12 protein-coding genes and 2 pseudogenes are annotated in these 19,677 nt (G+C 72.5%); 10 read left to right on the top strand and 4 right to left on the bottom strand.

The features are described from left to right. Positions 1–153: 153 nt before the first annotated feature. The 4 genes and pseudogenes from lanKC (at position 154) to CP983_RS45050 (ending at position 7,059) form a co-directional block, all read left to right on the top strand. Positions 154–2,793 carry a class III lanthionine synthetase LanKC gene (gene lanKC / locus CP983_RS02920; protein WP_150498408.1) on the top strand — a complete coding sequence of 880 codons (2,640 nt, stop codon included), beginning with the start codon at positions 154–156 and terminating at the stop codon, positions 2,791–2,793. A 48-nt stretch (positions 2,794–2,841) separates the two neighbouring features. Continuing rightward, on the top strand, positions 2,842–2,952 hold the full coding sequence (locus tag CP983_RS02925) for a SapB/AmfS family lanthipeptide (protein ID WP_030956464.1): 111 nt from the start codon (positions 2,842–2,844) through the stop codon (positions 2,950–2,952). 94 nt (positions 2,953–3,046) lie between these two features. Beyond that, positions 3,047–4,753 (top strand): annotated as a pseudogene (locus CP983_RS02930) (ABC transporter ATP-binding protein); the annotation flags it as partial. A 428-nt stretch (positions 4,754–5,181) separates the two neighbouring features. Then, complete coding sequence (locus CP983_RS45050) at positions 5,182–7,059, top strand: ATP-binding cassette domain-containing protein (RefSeq protein WP_308436536.1); 1,878 nt, start codon at positions 5,182–5,184, stop codon at positions 7,057–7,059. On the opposite strand, the pseudogene CP983_RS02945 reads toward CP983_RS45050, so the two are convergent. Further along, positions 6,982–7,527: pseudogene (locus tag CP983_RS02945) on the bottom strand (LuxR C-terminal-related transcriptional regulator); the annotation flags it as partial. The gene CP983_RS45050 and the pseudogene CP983_RS02945 sit on opposite strands and share 78 nt — an antisense overlap. A 274-nt stretch (positions 7,528–7,801) precedes the next feature. On the opposite strand from CP983_RS02945, the gene CP983_RS02950 reads away from it, so the two are divergent. Next, positions 7,802–9,952: a SpoIIE family protein phosphatase gene (locus CP983_RS02950; protein WP_150506355.1), complete on the top strand. Its 2,151-nt coding sequence runs from the start codon at positions 7,802–7,804 to the stop codon at positions 9,950–9,952. 153 nt (positions 9,953–10,105) lie between these two features. Here CP983_RS02950 and CP983_RS02955 read toward each other — a convergent pair whose 3' ends face one another. Then, on the bottom strand, positions 10,106–11,458 hold the full coding sequence (locus tag CP983_RS02955) for a S1 family peptidase (RefSeq protein WP_150498410.1): 1,353 nt from the start codon (positions 11,456–11,458) through the stop codon (positions 10,106–10,108). A 188-nt stretch (positions 11,459–11,646) separates the two neighbouring features. Here CP983_RS02955 and CP983_RS02960 point away from each other — a divergent pair, with 188 nt between their 5' ends. The 5 genes from CP983_RS02960 (at position 11,647) to CP983_RS02980 (ending at position 18,741) form a co-directional block, all read left to right on the top strand. Next, positions 11,647–12,060: a PaaI family thioesterase gene (locus CP983_RS02960; protein WP_107910204.1), complete on the top strand. Its 414-nt coding sequence runs from the start codon at positions 11,647–11,649 to the stop codon at positions 12,058–12,060. A 475-nt stretch (positions 12,061–12,535) separates the two neighbouring features. Then, positions 12,536–12,751, top strand: coding sequence for a hypothetical protein (locus CP983_RS02965; RefSeq protein ID WP_030950723.1), 216 nt, complete (start codon positions 12,536–12,538; stop codon positions 12,749–12,751). Between the two features lie 146 nt (positions 12,752–12,897). Beyond that, positions 12,898–13,704 (top strand): HlyD family efflux transporter periplasmic adaptor subunit, encoded by an 807-nt coding sequence (locus CP983_RS02970; protein WP_150498411.1) that lies wholly within the window; start codon positions 12,898–12,900, stop codon positions 13,702–13,704. Then, complete coding sequence (locus CP983_RS02975; protein ID WP_150498412.1) at positions 13,701–15,923, top strand: NHLP family bacteriocin export ABC transporter peptidase/permease/ATPase subunit; 2,223 nt, start codon at positions 13,701–13,703, stop codon at positions 15,921–15,923. Before CP983_RS02970 ends, CP983_RS02975 begins: the two co-directional genes overlap by 4 nt. A gap of 1 nt (position 15,924) precedes the next feature. Then, positions 15,925–18,741: an NHLP bacteriocin export ABC transporter permease/ATPase subunit gene (locus tag CP983_RS02980; RefSeq protein ID WP_125528334.1), complete on the top strand. Its 2,817-nt coding sequence runs from the start codon at positions 15,925–15,927 to the stop codon at positions 18,739–18,741. Between the two features lie 4 nt (positions 18,742–18,745). On the opposite strand, the gene CP983_RS02985 is transcribed toward CP983_RS02980, so the two are convergent. Beyond that, entirely contained in the window at positions 18,746–19,276 is a 531-nt protein-coding gene (locus CP983_RS02985; protein ID WP_150498413.1) for an SRPBCC family protein, read from the bottom strand. 5 nt (positions 19,277–19,281) lie between these two features. Beyond that, entirely contained in the window at positions 19,282–19,650 is a 369-nt protein-coding gene (locus tag CP983_RS02990; RefSeq protein WP_150498414.1) for an ArsR/SmtB family transcription factor, read from the bottom strand. Positions 19,651–19,677 lie beyond the last annotated feature (27 nt).

Raw genomic sequence — 19,677 nt, forward strand, 5'->3', positions numbered from 1 at the left:
GCGTTCCGTGCCCGCCAAGGTGCGTGCGGCGCTCGAAAGGAGCCGAACATGACTTTACGCATGCGTTCCGCACGGTGATCTCGTGACAGCCGTGACTGTGCGTGGCCGCCGGCCCGCTGGAAAGCTCGGTGCCGGGCCTGCGGAGGGGGACGTATGGACAAGCGCTACGAGGTGTACGCGCTGGCAGACAGACACTTCTACGAGACGCCGGACCGGCTGTCCGCGGACGGCCAGGAGGCCGCGCCGCTGTACGAGGCGGCACGGCGTGCGGCGCCCGAGGGCTGGAAGGCCGCACGGATCGGCGACTGGCTGACCCTGGCGCCGCTCGGCCCGGACGGGACTCCGCTGCCGGACCGCGCCCAGGGCTGGAAGATCCATGTCTCGGCGACCCTCGCGAACGCCGAGCGGATCGCCGGGATCGTATGGGACTACTGCGTGCCGCGGGGCATCGCCTTCAAGTTCGTGCCGGGCCCGCACCTGGTGCATCTGCGCAACGCCAAGTACGCGGGGCGGGACTCCAGCGGCAAGTTCGTCACCGTCTACCCGGCCGACGACGAGCAGCTCCACACGGTGCTGCGCGAGCTGGGCCGGCTGCTCGAGGGTTTCGAGGGGCCGTACATCCTGACCGACCTGCGCTGGGGCGAGGGTCCGCTGTACGTGCGGTACGGCGCCTTCGCGCGGCTGTTCGTCGTCGACGAGCGCGGTTCGCTGGTGCCTGCGGTGCGGGACGGCGAGGGTCGGCTGGTGCCGGACCGGCGGGCTCCGTCGTTCCAGGTGCCCGAGTGGGTGACGCTGCCGTCGTTCCTCGCCCCGCATCTGGCGGCCCGCAACACCACGACGGTCGGCGAGCTGCCGTACCGCATCGAGAAGGCGCTGCACTTCTCCAACGGCGGCGGGGTGTACGCGGGCACCGACACGCGTGACGGACGCAAGGTGGTGCTGAAGGAGGGCCGGCCGCACGCGGGGCTCGCCGCGGACGGGGCGGACGCAGTGGCCCGGCTGGAGCGGGAGAAGTACGCGCTGGAGCAGCTGGCGGGCACCGGGGTGGTGCCCGAGGTACGGGACTGGTTCCTGCTCGGCGAACACCGCTTCCTGGTCATGGACTTCGTGCCGGGGCGCACCTTGAACTCGTTCTTCGCGGAACGCCACCCGCTGATCGGCCCCGACGCGGACCCGAGCGCGATCGCCGACTACACGGCCTGGGCGCTGCGCATCCACGGGGCGGTCGAACGTGCCGTGGAGGCGGTGCACGCGCGCGGGATCGTCTTCAACGACCTGCACGTCTTCAACATCATGGTCGCCCCCGACGAGGAGTCGGTGTCCCTGCTCGACTTCGAGGCGGCGGCGCCGGTCGGTGAAAACGGCCGCCAGGTCGTCGCCCATCCCGGCTTCATGGCCCCGGCGGACCGAAGAGGCGTGGACGTCGACCGCTACGCACTGGCCTGTCTGCGGCTGGCGATGTTCCTGCCCGTCACCACCCTGTTCGTCGTGGACCGCGGCAAGGCGGCACATCTGGCGGAGGTGATCGCGGACCGGTTCCCGGACGTGCCGCGGCAGTTCCTCGCCGAGGCGGTCGCCGAGATCACCCGGGACGTGCCCGGCGGTCGACCGCCGACGCCGTCCGCAGCGCGCTCCGTCCCGGCGTCGTTCGTGGAGCCCGGCGACTGGCCCTACAGCCGCGACTCGATGGTCAAGGCGCTGCTGGCCTCCGCGACCCCGGAGCGCGAGGACCGGCTCTTCCCCGGCGACATCGGGCAGTTCTCCGACGGCGGCGGACTGGGCCTGGCCCATGGCGCGGCCGGTGTGCTGTACGCCCTGGCCGCGAGCGGCGCCGAACGCTACGAAGAGGGCGAGCGCTGGCTGCTGGACCGCACGGACCCGCCTCCGGCGGGCACGCCGCTTGGCCTGTACGACGGTCTCGCGGGCGTGGCCCACGTCCTCGGCCTGCTCGGTCACCGGCAGCGGGCCCTGGACCTGATGGACACGATCCTGCGCGAGCGGTGGCAGCGGCTCTCCTCCGACCTGCGCGGCGGGCTGGCCGGACTGGGCCTGGTCCTCGACGACCTGGCGCACACCACCGGCGAGCCGGAGCTGCGCGAGCGGGCCGCGGAGGCCGCGGACATCCTCTTGCGGCGCCTCGGCGAACCGGTCGCGGACGGCCAACGCCCGCGTGCCGGGCTGCTGCGGGGCGCGAGCGGGCCCGCACTGTTCCTGCTGCGGCGCTACGAGCGGACCGGCGACCGCCGGCTGCTGGACGCGGCCGGCGAGGCAGTGCGCCGGGATCTCGCCGCCTGCGTCGAGCAGAAGGGCGGCTCGCTGGAGGTCGACGAGGGCTGGCGGAGCATGCCTTACCTGGGCGAGGGCAGTGTGGGCGTGGGAATGGTCCTCGACGACCATCTCGCCCACGCCGACGACGACACGGGCGCCTTCGAGCGGGCCCGCGCCGGCATCCTCACCGCCGCCACCTCCCGCTTCTACGCACAGCCCGGCCTGTTCCAGGGACGTGCCGGGATGATCCTGCACCTCAGCCGTACGACCACGCCGGGCGCGGACGCGGACCGGCTCGCCGCCCAGATCGCCGGGCTCGGCTGGTACGCGATGTCCTACCAGGGCCAACTGGCCTTTCCCGGGCACCAGATGATGCGGCTCTCCATGGACCTGGGCACCGGAACGGCCGGCTGTCTGCTGGCCCTCCGAGCGGCCCTCGGCACCGACGAGGCGGGTGCGGCCCCGGCCCACCTGCCCTTCCTCCCGCCGCCCGCGCGGCACACAGAACGCGGCTCCGCGAACTGACGGAGTCGTGACACAACCCCGTCCCCATGAAGAAGGAGAGGAAACGAGATGGCACTTCTCGACCTGCAGACGATGGAGACCGAGCAGCACACCGGCGGCGGCAGCACGCTCAGCCTGCTGCTCTGCGCCAGCCAGGCGAGCATCAGCCTCTGTCTCTGACACCTGGTGCAGTGACGGCTCCGGGCGGTTCCCCTCCTGCGCGGAGGGGCCGTCCGGGCCTTTTTTCACGACCGCGGAGCGAGGCCGGAGCAGCATGACGACCCCTGCCGACGACCCTTCCCGGACACTGGCCCGCTCGGCCACCGGGCACAGCCGCCCCCGTACCGTGACGCTGTGCCTGGTGAGCACCGCCGCGACCGGTGCGGGGCTGCTGCTGCCCGCCGCGCTCGGCCGCACGCTCGACCTTCTGCTGACGGGCGCCCCGGCTGCGGGCTGGGTGCTGTGCTGCGCCGCGCTCGTACTGTCGCTCGCCCTGCTCGACGCGTGCCAGAGCGTTCTCGTCGGCACCGTCGACGCCCGCACCACGGCCTGGCTGCGGCACCGGGTGACCGGGCACGTCCTGGCCATGGGTCCACGGGCCACCGGCCGCTTCGGGGCGGGCGACCTCGTGGCGCGGCTCGTCGGCAACGCCGCGCAGGCCGGCACCGCGCCGGCCGCCCGTGCCGTACTGGCCGCCGCGCTCGCCGGGCCGGTCGGGGGCGTCGTCGCCCTCGCCCTGATCGACCCCTGGCTCGCCGCCGCGTTCCTCGCCGGGGCCCCGGTACTGGCCCTGCTGCTGCGGGCGTTCGCCCGTGACACCTCCCGCTGCGTGAGCGACTACCAGCGGGAACAGGGCCGGATCGCGGGCGCGCTCGCCGAGGCCGTCGACGGTCACCGCACCGTCGCGGCGGCGGGCACGGCGGACCGGGAGACGGCACGGATCCTGCGGCCGCTGCCCGAACTCTCCCGCGCCGGGCACCGCATGTGGCAGGTGCAGGGCCGGGCCGCCGCCCGGGCCGTCACCGTGGCACCGCTGCTGCAGCTCGGCGTGATCGCCGTCGCCGGTGTGCTGCTCGCCCGCCACCGGCTGTCCGTCGGCGAAGTGCTCGCCGCTTCCCGTTACGTGGTCCTGGCGACCGGAGTCGGGATGCTGGTCGCCCAACTCGCGGGCGTGGCCCGGGCCCGGGCGGCGGCCGGACGCCTCGGCGAGGTCGTCGCCGAGCCCGCGCCCGCCCACGGCACGCGCCGGCTGCCTCCCGGCCCCGGCCGGCTGGAGCTGCGCGGGGTGACCGCACGGCGCAGTGGACGCACCGTCCTTGAAGGCGTCGACCTCGTCGTGCCCGGCGGGAGGACCCTCGCCGTGGTGGGCCGCTCCGGTACGGGCAAGTCGGTGCTCGCGGCTCTCGCGGGACGGCTCGCCGACCCGGACGAGGGCGTGGTCCTGCTCGACGGGGTGCCCCTGAGCGAGCTGACCCACGACGATCTGCGCCGGGCCGTCGCGTACGCCTTCGAACGTCCCGTCCTGCTGGGCGACACCGTCGGGGAGGCGATCGGCCTCGCTCTGACCGCCCCCTCCCCCACCCGTATCCGGCAGGCCGCCCGCACCGCCCGCGCCGACGACTTCGTCAGCCGGCTGCCGCAGGGGTACGCCACCGCCCTGGCCGACGCCCCGCGCTCGGGCGGCGAGTCCCAACGCCTCGGCCTCGCCCGGGCGTTCGCGCACGGTGGCCGCGTGCTGATCCTCGACGACGCGCTGTCCAGCCTGGACACGGTGACGGAGGCCCGCATCACCGAGGCCCTCGCCGGCGACGGCTCGTCCGCCACCCGCCTCCTGATCGCCCACCGCGCCGCCACGGCGGCCCGGGCCGACTCGGTGGCGTGGCTGGACGGCGGACGGGTGCGGGCGGTGGGGCGGCACGAGGAGCTGTGGCGGATCCCGGCGTACCGGGAGACGCTCACGGGGGCACCGGCCGATCCTGCCGCACCAACCGGGCCTGCCGGGCCTGCCGCGCCTGCCGCGCCAACCGATCCCGCCGGACCGACCGAACCGGCCGCGCCAAGCGGTCCTGCCGATCCCGCCCGGCCTGCCGCGCCAACCGATCCCGCCGCGCCTACTGATCCGGCCGCGCCAAGCGGTCCTGCCGCGCCTGCCGCGCCTGCCGCGCCAACCGGACCGACCGATCCCACCGCGCCAACCGATCCGGCCGCGCCAAGCGGTCCTACCGCGCCTGCCGTGCCGACCGGTCGTGCCGGTCCTACCGAGCCCGCCGCCCCAACCGATCCCGCCCGGCCTGCCGCGCCAACCGATCCCACCGGACCGACCGAACCGGCCGCGCCAACCGGCCTCACCCGGCCGACCGACCCCGCCGCGCCGACCAGCCCCGCCGGGGCGACCGGAAAGGCGGCCCCGTGACCGGCCGGCTTCCCGGGCGAGGGGTGCGGTTTCTGCGGGCCCGGTGGCGGGTCGTCGTGCGGCTCGGCCTGTGGTCGGTGCTGGAGACGGGGCAGAGCTTCCTCATCGGGTATGCCCCGGCCCGTGCGCTGGACGGCGGGTTCCTGGCGGGGCGGACGGCGACCGGGCTCACGTGGCTCGGGGTCGCCGGGCTCGGGGTCGTGGTCGGCGCGATCGGCACGGCTCGCGTGTACGCGGCCGTCGCGGCGCTGGTCGAACCGCTCAGGGACCGGCTCGTGCGGCGGGTCGTGGACCGCGGGGTGCGCGAGGCGGACCGCGGGGCGCTGTCCGGGCTCACCCAGCAGGTGGAGATCGCGCGGGACACCTTCGCCGGGCTGGTGATGGTCTCGCGGTCGTTCGTGTTCACCTCCGTCGGAGCGCTCGCGGGCCTGTTCTCGCTGGCCCCGCCTCTCCTGCTCGTGGTCCTGCCGCCACTGGCCGCGGGCATCGGTCTGTTCGCGGCGACGCTGCGGCCGCTGGCCCGCCGGCAGGAGGTGTTCCTCGCGGCCGACGAGGCCCTGGCCGACCGGCTCGGCGCCGTCTGCCCGGGACTGCGGGACATCACGGCGACCGGTGCCCAGGAGCGGACGGCCGCCGACGTGGGGCGCCTGGTGGACGCCGAGGAGCGGGCCGCCCGTTCCCTGGCCCGCTTCGGCGTCGTACGCGTGGCAGCCCTCGCGCTCGGCGGACAGCTCCCGATCGTGCTGCTGCTCGCGACGGCCCCCTGGCTCCTGAAGCACGGCGTCACCACCGGCGCCCTGGTCGGCGCCCTCTCCTACGTCACCCAGTCCCTCCTCCCCGCCCTGCACAACCTCGTCCACGGCCTGGGCACCAGCGGCTCACGCCTGACCGTCGTACTGCGGCGACTGGCGCCGGAGGGAGGACGGGGCGCAGGGGTAGGCCCGAGCGCCGAGAGCGGGGCGGCCGGGCCCCCGGCTCCGACCTCGACTCGACCACCCGCCCTGGCCCTCTCCTCCGTCACCTTCGCCTACGGCCCCACCGCCGTCCCCGTCATCGAGGCCCTCGACCTGACGCTGCCCGCCGGATCCCACCTGGCCGTCGTCGGCCCGAGCGGGATCGGGAAGTCGACACTGACGGCGCTGGTGGCCGGGCTGCTGGAGCCTCGGGGCGGCACGGTGCGGGTGGCCGGGGAGCCCGTGCGCGGGGCGGGCGCCCTCGCTCGGCGGGTGCTCATCCCGCAGGAGGCGTACGTGTTCACCGGCACCCTCGCCGAGAACCTCGCCCATCTGCGGCCGGACCCCGTCCCCGAGGCGGAGCTCCTCGCGGCCGCCGAGGCGGTCGGGCTCCTGCCGTTTCTCGAAGCGCTGGGCGGGCCGGAGGGCCGGGTGGATCCCGCGGCGCTGTCCGCGGGCGAGCGGCAGTTGATCGCGCTGACCCGGGCCCATCTGTCGCACGCCCCGCTGGCGCTGCTCGACGAGGCGACCTGTCACCTGGATCCGCGGGCGGAGGAACGCGCGGAACGCGCCTTCGCGGCCCGCCCCGGCGGCACCCTGGTCGTCGTCGCCCACCGCATCACCTCGGCCCGGCGCGCCGACCGGGTCCTGATGATGGACGGCCGCGACACGGCGTACGGAACGCACGACGAGCTCGTCCGGTGCTCTGCGCGCTACCGCGAACTCGTCGGTGCCTGGGCCCCCGTGCCGCACGAGCGTTCAGACCCATCCCTCGCCCTGCGAGATCCGGATGGCGTCGACGCGGTTGCGGGCGCCGGTCTTGCGGGTGATGGCCGCCATGTAGTTGCGCACGGTCCCGTGGGACAGGTGCAGACTCCCCGCGATCTCGGCGACGGACGCCCCTTCCGCGGCGAGGGATAACACGCTGAGCTCGCGGCGCGTCAGCGGCATCTCGGCGGCCTTGAGGAATCCGAAGCCCAGCGACTCGTCGACGAAACGTTCCCCCTGAGCCACGCGACGTATCGCGCGTACGAGATTGTCCGGTGAGCCCTCCTTGTCGACATAGCCGAGCGCCCCCGCCTCCAGCGCCCGCCGGAGCAGCCCCGGCCGCTTCGCACTGGCCAGTACGAGAAGGTGCGGCGGCGTGCGGCCGAACTCGCGCGCCCGCAGCTCGCCGAGCGGCGGGAGGCCGTACGCGTCGGAGTACTCCAGGTCCACCGCGCACACGTCCGGGCGCACCGACCGCGCCCGCGCCGGCGCGCTGCGCCAGGGCGTGTCGTAGACCCCCAGGTCAGGTGCTCTGCGTAACCACTCCGCCAGTACCGATCGCACGAGACACGCGTCGTGCACCACCAGGACACGGATCACTGCTCCCCCTCCAGATCGCATTCGCCGTTTCCATCGCTTTCATGGTGTTGAGCGCGTGCCCCATTCTTGGCGTTTGCGTCCTGCTACGGGCGCGAAGATCCGGCCATCAGGTTGCGCGGGGGCGCACGCGTGGCGCCCGCACGCCGCTTCGCGCATCGACTGTGGGGGCATGGGCACCCGGCCATGGGGTATGGACGGGCCCTCTCCGGCCTGTGTGGCGCCGCTCGCCGTGCGCGGCGCGACTTCTGGAGGCAGATTTGAGCCCTGGGACTCGTCGCGCGGCTCCGCGGAGGAGGTGGTCGGGGTGTCCGACGGGCAGACGTCCGCCCAGGCGCCTGCGGCCGCGAGGACGCGGGTCGGCCGGCCACTGCTGTCGCTTGCGCTGGCCTCGATGATGGACGAGGTGCACGCGCACGCCGGTGGCGTGTATCTGCTGGCGGCCGACGAGCCGGTCCTGGAGATGGCGGTGATGGCGGGGCTGCCCAGGGCGTTCGCGGCGCCCTGGGAGCGGGTCGGGCTGAGCGCGCCGATCCCGGTCGCCGAGGCGGTGCGCGAGCGGGAGCTCGTCTGGGTCGGCGGCGAGGAGGACATGGCGGCCCGCTTTCCGCGGATCGCGGTCGTGCTGCCGTATCCGTTCGCGCTGGCCGCGCTGCCCGTGGCCACCGAGTCCACCGTGTACGGCGCGATCTTCGTGACCTGGCCGGGTTCGCACCCGCCGCAGCTGTCGGTCCGGGACCGGGACCATCTGATCGCCGCCTGCCGACGGCTCGCGGTGCGGCTGGAGCGGGCCTTCGAGGCGAGCCGCCCGCCGCTGCCGGAGCCCGATCTGCTGGCCGCGCCGGCGTTCAGCGGCTCGGCCGGCCTGTTCGGCACGGTGGAGGCGGCGCGCATGGTGTCGCGGCTGCCGTACGGGCTGTGCTCGCTCGATCTGAACGGGCGGGTCGGTTTCGCCAACCCGGCGGCGGCCGAACTGATCGGCCTCCCCGTCAGCAAACTGCTCGGCAACCAGCTGTGGGCGGCGGTGCCCTGGCTGAACGACCCCATTTACGAGGACCGCTACCGGGCCGCGCTGTTCAGTCAGCAGACCACGTCGTTCGTGGCGCTGCGCCCGCCCGGCGACTGGCTGTCCTTCCGGATGTATCCGAGCACGACCGGTCTGAGCGTGCGGATCAGCAGGGCGCGGGCGGTGGCCGAGATGGCCCGCCGAGGGCCCCAGCCCGGGGACACGCCGTCCCGGCTGGTGACCATCTCCCAGGTGCTGAGCCTGGCGGGCGCGCTGACCGAGGCGGCGAGCGTGCAGGACGTGGTGCAGCTCGTCTCGGACGAGATCGCCCCGGCCGTCGGCAGCCAGGGACTGATCGTCCTCGGCTCGCGGTCCGGGCGGCTCCACGTCCTCGGCCATCGCGGCTATCCCGACCCGCATGCCGTGGAGCGGTTCGACGGGCTGCCGCTCGCCGAACGGACCCCGGGCGCGCAGGTCCTGAGCACCGGTGTGCCCGCGTTCTTCGACTCACGGCAGGAGCTGGAGCGGCTGTATCCGTCGCGGTACGCGGCTCCCGACGGGTTCGCGGCGTGGGCGTACCTGCCGCTCATCGCCTCCGGACGGCCGGTCGGCACGTGCGTGCTCGCCTACGCCGAACCGCATCCCTTCCCGGCGGACGAACGCGCGGTCCTCACCAGTCTGGGCGGCCTCATCGCACAGGCGCTGGAGCGTGCCCAGCTCTACGACGCGAAGCACCAGCTGGCGCACGGACTCCAGGCCGCCCTGCTCCCCCACTCGCTGCCGGAGCTGCCGGGCATCGAGGCGGCCGCGCGCTATCTGCCCGCGACCCAGGGCATGGAGATCGGCGGCGACTTCTACGACCTGGTGCCGATGGAGCCGGGCCTGACCGCGGCGGTGATCGGGGACGTGCAGGGCCACAACGTCACGGCGGCCGGGCTGATGGGCCAGATCCGCACGGCGGTACGGGCGTACACGACGGTCGGGTACTCCCCCGAGGAGGTCATGCGCAGCACCAACCGGCTGCTGATCGACCTCGGTTCGGATCTGTTCGCGAGCTGTCTGTATCTCTGCCTCGATCCGGAGCAGGGGCGCGCGGTGATGGCCCGTGCCGGGCATCCGCCGCCGCTGCTGAGGCGGCCGGACGGACGGGTCCGGGTGCTCGACCGCGCCGGTGGCCCGCTGCTGGGGATCGACGGTTCGCCCACGTACCCGACGGCGGAGGTGGACCTCACGCCCGGCTGTGTGCTGGTCCTGTACACGGACGGGCTGATCGAGTCCCCCGGCGTCGACATCGAGGACGCGCTCGCCGACCTCGGGCAGCTGCTCGCGCAGGCCGGGGACCGTCCGCTGGACGAGCTGGCGGATCTGCTGGTGCAGCACAGTGTGTCGGTGCGCGACCGGGTCGACGATGTCGCGCTGCTGCTGTTGCGTGCGCGGGGCTGAGGAGCCGTAGGAAGAAGGCCCGTGGGATGCCGGGCCGAAGGCCCCCATGAAACGGAGCGGTCCGGCCCTCCCGCCGGAGGGCCGGACCGCCTTGTGTCCGCGTCACTCGGAATGTTTCCGGATCACTTGGATCCGTGTACCGGTGTCAGGGCGTCAGTCGTTGCCCCGACCGTTGCCGACGATCTCGCCGAGGCCGTTGCCCGTGCCCTCGGCGTTGCCGTTGCCGACCTCTTCACCGGCTCCGGCTTCCTCACCGGCACCGGCCTCCTGACCGGCTCCGGCCTCTTCACCCGCACCGGCCTGCTCGCCGGCGCCGGCACCGGCGTCGTCACCGGCGCCCGCCTCGTCGCCCGCACCGGCCTGGTCGCCGGCGCCCGCGCCACCCGCGGCGTCGCCGAGGGTCGCGCCGACCGCCGCCAGGGCGGTGGTCACCGGCTGGAAGAAGGTCTCGCCGCCGACCGTGCAGTCACCGCTGCCGCCGGACGTCAGGCCGATGGCCAGCCCGTCCTGGGTGAACAGGGAGCCGCCGCTGTCGCCGGGCTCGGCGCAGACGTCGGTCTGGATGAGCCCGGTGACCGTGCCCTCCGGGTAGTTCACGGTGGCGTCGAGGCCCGTGACAGCACCGTCGTTCAGGCCGGTGGTGCTGCCCATCCGGAAGACCTGGAGGCCGACCTCGGCGTCCGCGGCCTGGCTGATCGCCAGGGTCTGGTCGCCGAGGTTGACCTCGCTCGGGGCCTGCGTCGCCGGGTCGTCGTACTTGACGAGGGCGAAGTCGCCGTCACCGGGGAAGGTGGCCTGGTCGACGGTGGCGATCGGCTGGCCGCCCTCGGCGTCCGACCACTGCTCGGCCGCGACTCCGCAGTGACCGGCGGTCAGGAAGGCGGGGGTGCCGTCGCCCGCGGTGACGTTGAAGCCCGCGGAGCAGCGTGCGCCGCCGGCGAAGATGGCGTCGCCGCCGGAGAGGAACGTCTTGAAGGTTCCGGCCGACTTCTTGATGGTCGCCATGCCCGAGCCGAGGCTGTCGACGGTCGTCTCCAGCGTGTCCCACTTGTCGCCGGTGACCGTGCTGTCGGCGGTGACGAGGATCTTGTTCGTTCTGGGGTCGACCGCCCAGGCCGTGCCGGGGATGGTCGCCTCGGACTTCAGGGTCTGCGCGCCGGACGCCAGCTCGGACAGGCTGTTCTCGACCTCGCGGACCTTCGCGCCGGCCTTCTTCGCCTGGACGATCACATTGTTGTTGTCGCCGGGGATGACGTTGACGACGAGCTGCTGGCTCTCGGCGTCGTAGTAGGAACCGGCGAAGGCGTCGCCGAGCAGGCCCGCGAGCTGCGAGGCGAGATCCGAGGCGTCCGCGGACTTCAGGGTCTTGGGAGCGGCGGCGGCGTCGTCCGACGCGCCGTCCTGCGAGGCGTTGGCGTTGGGCAGCAGGATCGCGGCCGCTCCGAGCGCCACCACGCTGCCCGCGGCTATCGCGGCCTTGCGCTTCGGGATTCGCTTGTGACTCAAACTTCTCGACCTCCTGGGGGACGGGGTCTGTGCCGCCGTTTCTGCGGCAGCTGTTCGGGGCGCCTGGTTGGCAGTTGGTACGCACGGGCCGGGTGGGGCGTTCAATTCCGTTTACGCGCACCCGACTCGGCACACCGAATCGGCCAGGGATCTCGTCCGGCGGGCCGGCGCCGGGAACAATCCCCCATATGACGATGACCAGCGCCGAAGCCGACAAGATCCTCTCCGCCAACTTCGCCCCCTGGGTGCTCCAGCTCGGGCTGACCGTCCAGACGGTGGCGGACGACCGCGTGATCCTGCGAATGCCCTGGTCGGACGCCTTGGCCCGGGAGGGCGGCGCACTGTCGGGACAGGCTCTGATGGCCGCCGCCGACACCGCGACCGTGATCGCCGTAGCGGCGGCGCGCGGGGCGTACGGCCCGATGACGACGGTGCAGCAGTCGACGTCGTTCCAGCGCGCGGTGATCGGTTCGGATGTCCTGATCGAAGCGGTCGTGACGAAACTGGGCCGCCGTATGGCATTCGCCGATATCGCGATGACGGACGAGAGTTCGGGGGAAATCGCGGCCCGCGCAAGCACCGTGTATGCCCTTCTGGGCTGACACGATCCGCCACCGATCAGTAACGGTCGGTAGAGAATCCCGAGCGGAATCTTGGCTTCAGGGAATCTGCACATTCAATGCTCAACCAAGTCACCGTGCGACGAGGTTCTGCACAAGGGGGCTACCGGCGGTCACCCCCTTGAGGCGGGAGTGTCGGATTCGCCACGCGTCGGGCAGAGGGACCCCGGGCGGACGCAACAGCTTGGCCGAGCCGATGCTGTGACGCATGTGAAGAAGTCGCCGACAAGACGTGCCCGGGTCTGCACGGAACGAGGCTCCTGAGGCTCAAGTTCCCTGGTGGGGCCTACGTTTGATTGGAAGGCCGCACCCGCAGCGTGCTTTGATCCATCGCACCGCGGGGGCCACGAACGGTTCCCGGAAACGGGCGCCGGACGCCCGCGGTTGCGGCCGTCATCTGTCCCCAGAGGGGGCCGCTCCCCCTTGTGAAATACCCATTAGGAAGGGAAGTTCCATCATGAACTCCACCCCCCAGGTTGCGACCGTCGAGATCTCCGACGCCGAGCTCGACAACGTCTCCGGCGGCCTTCAGGTCAACGCCGTGAACGGTGCCCTCGACGCTGTCAACGGCATCGCCCCGGTTTCCGGCCTGGTCGACACGGTCGTCGGCACCGTGGAGGGTGTCACCGGCCTGAACACCGCCCCGGTCACGGGCCTGGTCGCCGGTCTCTGATCGCACCTTTTCGTAACCGCTGAGTCCCGGAGCCGTTCCCCGGCTCCGGGGCTCTTCGGGTGCCGTGGGACGACCAGGCACCGCTCCGCAACACGACCGGTCCACGCGCGCCGGTCTCCACTCATCCTCAGGTGAGGGAAAGTTCCGTGCAGTTCCGCCAACAGGCCCTCGCCAAGCTCCAGTCACCGGAGGAGCTCGACCTCCCGGTGCGCTTCGCCCGCCCGCAGGGCTGGCTGGTGCTCTCCGTGACGGTGGTCGTCATGGCCGCCGCGTCCGTGTGGGCGGTGACCGGCTCGGTCTCCTCCACGGTCGGCGCGCCCGCCATCCTCACCCACGGCCAGGGCAGCTACATCCTCCAGAGCCCGGTTGCCGGCCAGGTCACCGCGGTCCTCGCCAAGCAGGGCCGGCAGCTGAAGGCAGGCGCCCCCGTACTGAAGGTCCGTACCGCCGAGGGCGAGACGGTCGTGCGCACGGTCGCCGCGGGCCGGGTCACCGGACTCGCCGCGACCATCGGGCAGATCATCTCCACCGGCGCGAACGTGGCCGCCATCGAGAAGGTCGCCCGCACCGGGGACCCGCTGTACGCGACGGTGTACGTCCCCGCCGAGAACGCGGCGTCCATCCCCGACAAGGCGGCCGTGGACCTCACCGTCTCCTCCGTGCCCACGCAGGAGTACGGCGTGCTGCGCGGCCATGTGAAGTCGGTGGACCGCTCCGCGCAGTCGGCGCAGCAGATCGCCGCGTTCCTCGGGGACAGCCAGCTGGGCGAGCAGTTCACCAAGGACGGCAGGCCGGTCGCCGTGCTCGTGAAGCTGGACCGCAGGTCGAGCACCGAGAGCGGCTACAAGTGGTCGTCCGCGGACGGACCGCCCTTCTCCCTCACCTCCATGACCATGGCCGACGCCTCGATCCGGCTGGCCGACGAGCGTCCCGTCGATTGGCTACTGCCGTGAGCCCCGCACAGGAGACGCGGAGCAGGCGCCGCGCCGCCCCGCCGAAGCGCCCCGTGCCCAAGGGCCGGGCGAAGACCGTCCGCACCCCCACCGTGCTCCAGATGGAGGCCGTGGAATGCGGCGCCGCCTCCCTGGCGATGGTGCTCGGTCACTACGGCCGCCATGTCCCGCTGGAGGAACTGCGCATCGCGTGCGGTGTCTCGCGCGACGGCTCGCGCGCCAGCAATCTGCTGAAGGCGGCCCGCAGTTACGGTCTGACGGCCAAGGGCATGCAGATGGACACGGCCGCCCTCGCCGAGGTGAAGACCCCGGCCGTCCTGTTCTGGGAGTTCAACCACTACGTCGTCTACGACGGCATGGGCCGCCGTTTCGGACGCCGGGGCGTCTACATCAACGACCCCGCCAAGGGCCGCCGTTTCGTGCCCATGGAGGACTTCGACGGCAGCTTCACCGGCGTCGTCCTGGTGATGGAGCCCGGCGAGGACTTCGCCAAGGGGGGCCGCAAGCCGGGTGTGCTCGGTGCGATGCCGGCCCGGCTGCGCGGCACCGCCGGCACGATGCCCGCCGCCGTTCTCGCGAGCCTGCTCCTGGTGGTGGTCGGCGCGGCGGTGCCCGCGCTGAGCCGCACCTACATCGACATGTTCCTCATCGGCGGCCAGACCTCGCTGCTGGGCGTGCTGTTCGCGTCGATGGGGACCTGCGTCGCGCTCTCGGTGGTGCTGACCTGGCTGCAACAGGCGAATCTGCTGCGCGGCCGCATCATCTCCTCCACCCTGTCCAGCGCCAGGTTCCTGCGCCATCTGCTGCGGCTGCCGGTGACGTTCTTCTCCCAGCGCAGCCCGGCCGACCTGGTCCAACGCCTCCAGTCGAACGACGCCGTCGCGGAGACCCTGGCCCGCGACCTGGCGGCGGCGGGCGTGGACGCGGTGGTCGTCATCCTCTACGCGCTCCTCCTCTACACCTACGACCCGCAGCTCACGTTCGTCGGCATAGGGGTGGCGCTCCTGAACGTGGTCGCCATGCGTGTCGTCATCCGGCTGCGCGCCACCCGCACCGCGAAGCTCCGCGCGGACAACGCCCGGCTGACGAACACCGCCTACACCGGCCTTCAGCTGATCGAGACGATGAAGGCGACCGGCGGTGAGGACGGCTACTTCCGCAAGTGGGCCGGACAGCACGCCACCACGCTGGAGGAACAGCAGCGGCTCGGCGTGCCCAGCGCCTGGCTCGGCGTCGTCGCCCCGACGCTCGCCACCCTGAACAGCGCGCTCATCCTCTGGATAGGCGGCATGCGCGCGATCGAGGGCGGCATATCCGTCGGTCTGCTGGTCGCCTTCCAGGCCCTGGTCACCCGCTTCACCGCCCCGATCACCCGGCTCAACGGCGTCGCGGGCCGCATCCAGGACTTCGCCGCCGACGTGGCGCGCCTGAAGGACGTCGAGAACTTCGAGGCGGATCCCCTCTACGGCCGTCCCGGCACCGGCGACTCCACCCGCCGGCTGCACGGCCACGTCGAACTCCAGAACATCTCCTTCGGCTACAGCCCCCTCGACAAGCCCCTGCTCACGGGCTTCGACCTGACGGTCGGCCCGGGCCAGCAGGTGGCACTGGTCGGCGGCTCGGGCAGCGGCAAGTCGACGGTGTCCCGGCTGATCTCGGGCCTGTACGCCCCCTGGGAGGGCGTCATCCGCATCGACGACCAGCGCATCGACGACATCCCGCGCGGCGCGCTCGCCGCCTCCGTCTCCTTCGTGGACCAGGAGGTGTTCCTCTTCGAGGGCACGGTCCGCGACAACGTGGCGCTGTGGGACCCCTCGATCCCCGACGACGCGGTGGTGGACGCGCTGCGCGACGCGGCGCTGTACGACGTGGTGACGCGCCGCCCCGGCGGCATCCACAGCAGGGTCGAGCAGGACGGCCGCAACTTCTCCGGCGGGCAGCGCCAGCGCCTGGAGATCGCTCGGGCGCTGGTGCGCCGGCCCAGCATCCTGGTCCTCGACGAGGTGACGAGCGCACTGGACGCGGAGACCGAACTGGTCGTGATGGACAACCTGCGCAAGCGCGGCTGTGCCTGTGTGGTGATCGCGCACCGGCTCAGCACCGTGCGCGACAGCGACGAGATCGTCGTACTCGAGCACGGCACGATCGTCGAACGCGGGCGGCACGAGGAGCTGGTGGCGCGCGGTGGCGCGTACGCGGCTCTGGTCAGGGAGCGGTGAGATGACCTCCGTCCACGAGGGTGACCTCGTCCTCGACGCGCTCGGTCAGATGGGCACGCGCATCGACTGCGCCGGTTTCAACCGGATCGACCTCGAAGGCCCGCAGGTGCTGTGGCTGGTCGCGTCCGGTGCGGTGGACCTGTTCGCGGTGGACGCCGGGCAGCAGGGCCACTGGCATCATCTGGGCCGCCTGGAGGCGGGCTCGCTGCTGCTCGGCCCGGTGCCGGGACCGCAGCACACCCTGGTCGCCCGCCCGCTCAGGGACTGCGTCGTGCACCGCATCGGGCTGCGCGAGCTGTACCAGCCCGCGAACACCCAGACCTGGTCCTACGACGAGTACGGCAACCCGCAGTACGTCCCGCCGCAGACCAGCCCCCTGGAGTACGCCCTCGCGCTGGGCGTCGGCCGCAGCCTGACCATCCTCTTCCAGGCGCCGATGGCCACCGAGCGGGCGGCCGAGGTCACCGACGACGACGTCTTCTGGATGCAGGTGCCGCCCGGCAGCGTGCAGTACGGCTCGCTGTACGGCGCGGAGGCGGCGGCCGATCTGCTGATGGATCCGGCGGTCTGGCAGTCCATGGTCGACCAGCAGTACCGCCTGCTGACCACGCTCGACCGCTGGATCGAGCAGCTGGAACGCACCCATGAGAACCGCACCGCCGAGGGCATCAAGGCCGGCGAGGCGGTGCGCGCGCAGGCTGACCGTACGCTGCTGGCGTCCATCGGCAAGCGCGGCGACAAGCGGACGACGGCGGCCGACGCGGACGCCAGCTACGCCGCCTGCAAGCTGGTCGCCGAGGCAGCCGGGATCACCCTGTCCGAGCCCGCGCAGAGCGGCACCGAGAGCGACCGGCTCGACCCGGTGGAGCGCGTGGCCATCGCCTCGCGGGTGCGCACCAGGGCCGTACGCCTGGACGGTCGGTGGTGGCGGGACAACGTCGGACCGCTCGTCGGCCACCGGGCGCTGTCCGGTGCGCCGGTCGCGCTGCTGTGGCGGCGCGGCGGCTATGTCGCCGTGCATCCGGCGACGGGCCGGGAGACGCCGATCGAGAAGGCGAACGCGGAGGAGTTCGAGCCGCGCGCGGTGATGTTCTACCGGCCGCTGCCGGACCGCGTGTTGAGCCCGCTGCGGCTGCTGCGGTTCAGCATGCAGGGCACCGGCGGCGACCTCACCAATCTGATCGCCGGCGGTCTGGTGACCGTCGGGATCGGTGCGCTGGTGCCGATCGCGACCGGCAAGGTGCTCGGTGAGTTCGTGCCGAAGGCGCAGACCGGGCTGATCGTGCAGTTCTGTCTGGCCGTGATGATCAGCAGTGTGGTGGCGGCGGCGTTCATGCTGCTCCAGAACCTGACGATCCTGCGGCTGGAGGGCCGGATCGAGGCGACGCTGCAACCGGCCCTGTGGGACCGGCTGCTGCGGCTGCCCACGAAGTTCTTCACCCAGCGCTCGACCGGTGAGCTGGCCAGCCAGGCCATGGGCATCAGCGCGATCCGCCGGCTGATGGCCGGAGTCGGGCCGGTCGTGGCCTCGTCGGTGACGGTGGGCGCGATGAACCTGACGCTGCTGTTCTGGTACAGCGTGCCGATGGCGCTGGCGGCGATCGGCATGCTCGTCGTCATCGCCGCGGTGTTCCTTGGGCTGGGGCTGTGGCAGGTGCGCTGGCAGCGGCGGCTGGTGGTGCTCAACAACAAGCTCAACAATCAGGCGTTCCAGACCCTGCGCGGACTGCCGAAGCTGCGGGTCGCGGCGGCCGAGAACTACGCGTACGCGGCGTGGGCGTCGCAGTTCGCGCACAGCCGTGAGCTCCAGCAGAGGGTGGGGCGGATCAAGAACCTCACCACGGTGATGGGCGCGGTGTATCTGCCGCTGTGCACCCTGCTGATGTTCATGCTGCTGGCCGGGCCGGCCCGCGGGACGATGTCGGCGGCGGCGTTCCTCACCTTCAACACCTCGGTGACGATGCTGCTGACCTCCGTCACCCAGCTGACGGGCGCGTTCGTCTCGGCGGTGGCCGCGCTGCCGCTGTTCGAGGAGATCAAGCCGGTCCTCGAGGCCACGCCCGAGGTGCGTACGGCGAGCACCCGGCCGGGCCCGCTGACAGGCTCGATCGAGGCGCGCCGCCTGTCCTTCCGGTACTCCGACGACGGTCCCCTCGTCCTGGACGACGTCTCCTTCGACATCCGGCCGGGTGAGTTCGTGGCGATCGTCGGGCCCAGCGGCTGCGGCAAGTCGACGCTGCTGAGGCTCCTGATCGGCTTCGACAAGCCGGTTTCGGGCAGTGTGCTGTACGACGGGCAGGACCTGGCGGCGCTCGACCAGTCGGCCGTGCGCCGCCAGTGCGGGGTCGTGCTCCAGCACGCGCAGCCGTTCACCGGGTCGATCCTGGACGTCATCTGCGGCACCGAGCCGTACACGCCGGAGGAGGCGATGGCGGCGGCCGAGATGGCGGGCCTCGCCGAGGACATCAAGCGGATGCCGATGGGGCTGCACACCATCGTGTCGGGCAGCGGCGCGATCTCCGGTGGGCAGCGCCAGCGTCTGATGATCGCCCAGGCGCTGATCCGCCGGCCGCGCATCCTCTTCTTCGACGAGGCGACCAGCGCCCTCGACAACGAGACGCAGCGCACGGTCATCGAGTCCACGCGGGCGCTGAACGCCACCCGCATCGTCATCGCGCACCGCCTGTCGACGGTGCTGGACGCCGACCGCGTCATCGTGATGGAGGACGGGAAGGTGGCCCAGCAGGGGCCGCCCGCTCAGCTCCTCTCGGACACGGGCGGGCGGCTGCACGAGCTGGTGCGGCGTCAGATGGCCTGAGCCCTCACGCGTCGACGCCGGGGACGGGGGCGCCGGAGGGGAATCCGGCGGCCACGTAGCTGTCGTAGACCCCCTTCCAGGGGGCCTCGGCCCCGGCGTGCGGCTCCTCGCGGCGCTCCCCGCGCGCGTGCGCGTCGAGTGCGGCGAGGCAGACCTCCCAGCCGGCGCCGTTGCGGGCGGCGGTGTTCTCGGCGTCGAGGACGTTGGTGAGGGTGAAGCGGGTGCGGCCCTCGTCCAAGGCCTCCAGGTCGAAGTGCAGTTCGTCGCCGCCCCACTCGAAGGACAGGTGGCGGGGCTCTTCGACGGCGATGACGCGGCCCGTGGAGTCCTCCATGTTCGGGTCGCCGCCGAACTTGATCGTGCCGCCGGGACGCAGCTCGATCTCGGCGCGGGACGGGAACCAGTGGGCCAGTTCGTCGACTTCGGTCACGAACCGCCAGACGCGCTCGACGGGATGGTCGTAGGTGCGGCTGAAGCGGATGGCGGGGCGGCCGTCGTCGAGGGTGAGATACGTGCCGGTGAGGTCGGCGGTCATGTGGATCAGTCCTTCGTGGTGGGTCCCTCGGGGTCGTACGAGGTGTCCTCCGGCGCTGTTCGCGCCGTCTCGTCGAGACGGCGGCCCAGGGCGTCCAGGCTGCGGTTCCACAGCGTTCGGTACGGAGCGAGCCAGGCGTCGAGCGCGGCGATCGGCGCGGGGTCGAGGGCGTAGACACGGCGTTGCGCGTCCTGTCGCACCCGCACCAGGCCGGCCTCGCGCAGCACCTTCAGATGCTTGGAGGTGCTCGGCTGGCTGAGCCCGCACTCCTCCACGATCTCCCCGACGGACCGCGGCCGCTCCAGGAGCAGCGCGACGATGGCCCGTCGGTGCGGATCGGCGAGGGCGCTCCAGAGGGAGGCGTCGTCGGACATGAGTCCAATATGCCTCGACGGTTATAT

The organism is Streptomyces chartreusis (assembly GCF_008704715.1).
In the GTDB taxonomy this organism is placed as follows: Bacteria; Actinomycetota; Actinomycetes; order Streptomycetales; family Streptomycetaceae; genus Streptomyces; species Streptomyces chartreusis.

What these genes read in the sequence shown, in the direction of transcription:
- CP983_RS02960 (WP_107910204.1), top strand. Translation starts at nt 11,647, where the DNA reads ATGACGATGACCAGCGCCGAAGCCGACAAGATCCTCTCCGCCAACTTC.
- CP983_RS02985 (WP_150498413.1), bottom strand. Translation starts at nt 19,276, where the DNA reads ATGACCGCCGACCTCACCGGCACGTATCTCACCCTCGACGACGGCCGC.
- CP983_RS02925 (WP_030956464.1), top strand. Translation starts at nt 2,842, where the DNA reads ATGGCACTTCTCGACCTGCAGACGATGGAGACCGAGCAGCACACCGGC.
- CP983_RS02990 (WP_150498414.1), bottom strand. Translation starts at nt 19,650, where the DNA reads ATGTCCGACGACGCCTCCCTCTGGAGCGCCCTCGCCGATCCGCACCGA.
- CP983_RS02965 (WP_030950723.1), top strand. Translation starts at nt 12,536, where the DNA reads ATGAACTCCACCCCCCAGGTTGCGACCGTCGAGATCTCCGACGCCGAG.
- lanKC (WP_150498408.1), top strand. Translation starts at nt 154, where the DNA reads ATGGACAAGCGCTACGAGGTGTACGCGCTGGCAGACAGACACTTCTAC.
- CP983_RS02980 (WP_125528334.1), top strand. Translation starts at nt 15,925, where the DNA reads ATGACCTCCGTCCACGAGGGTGACCTCGTCCTCGACGCGCTCGGTCAG.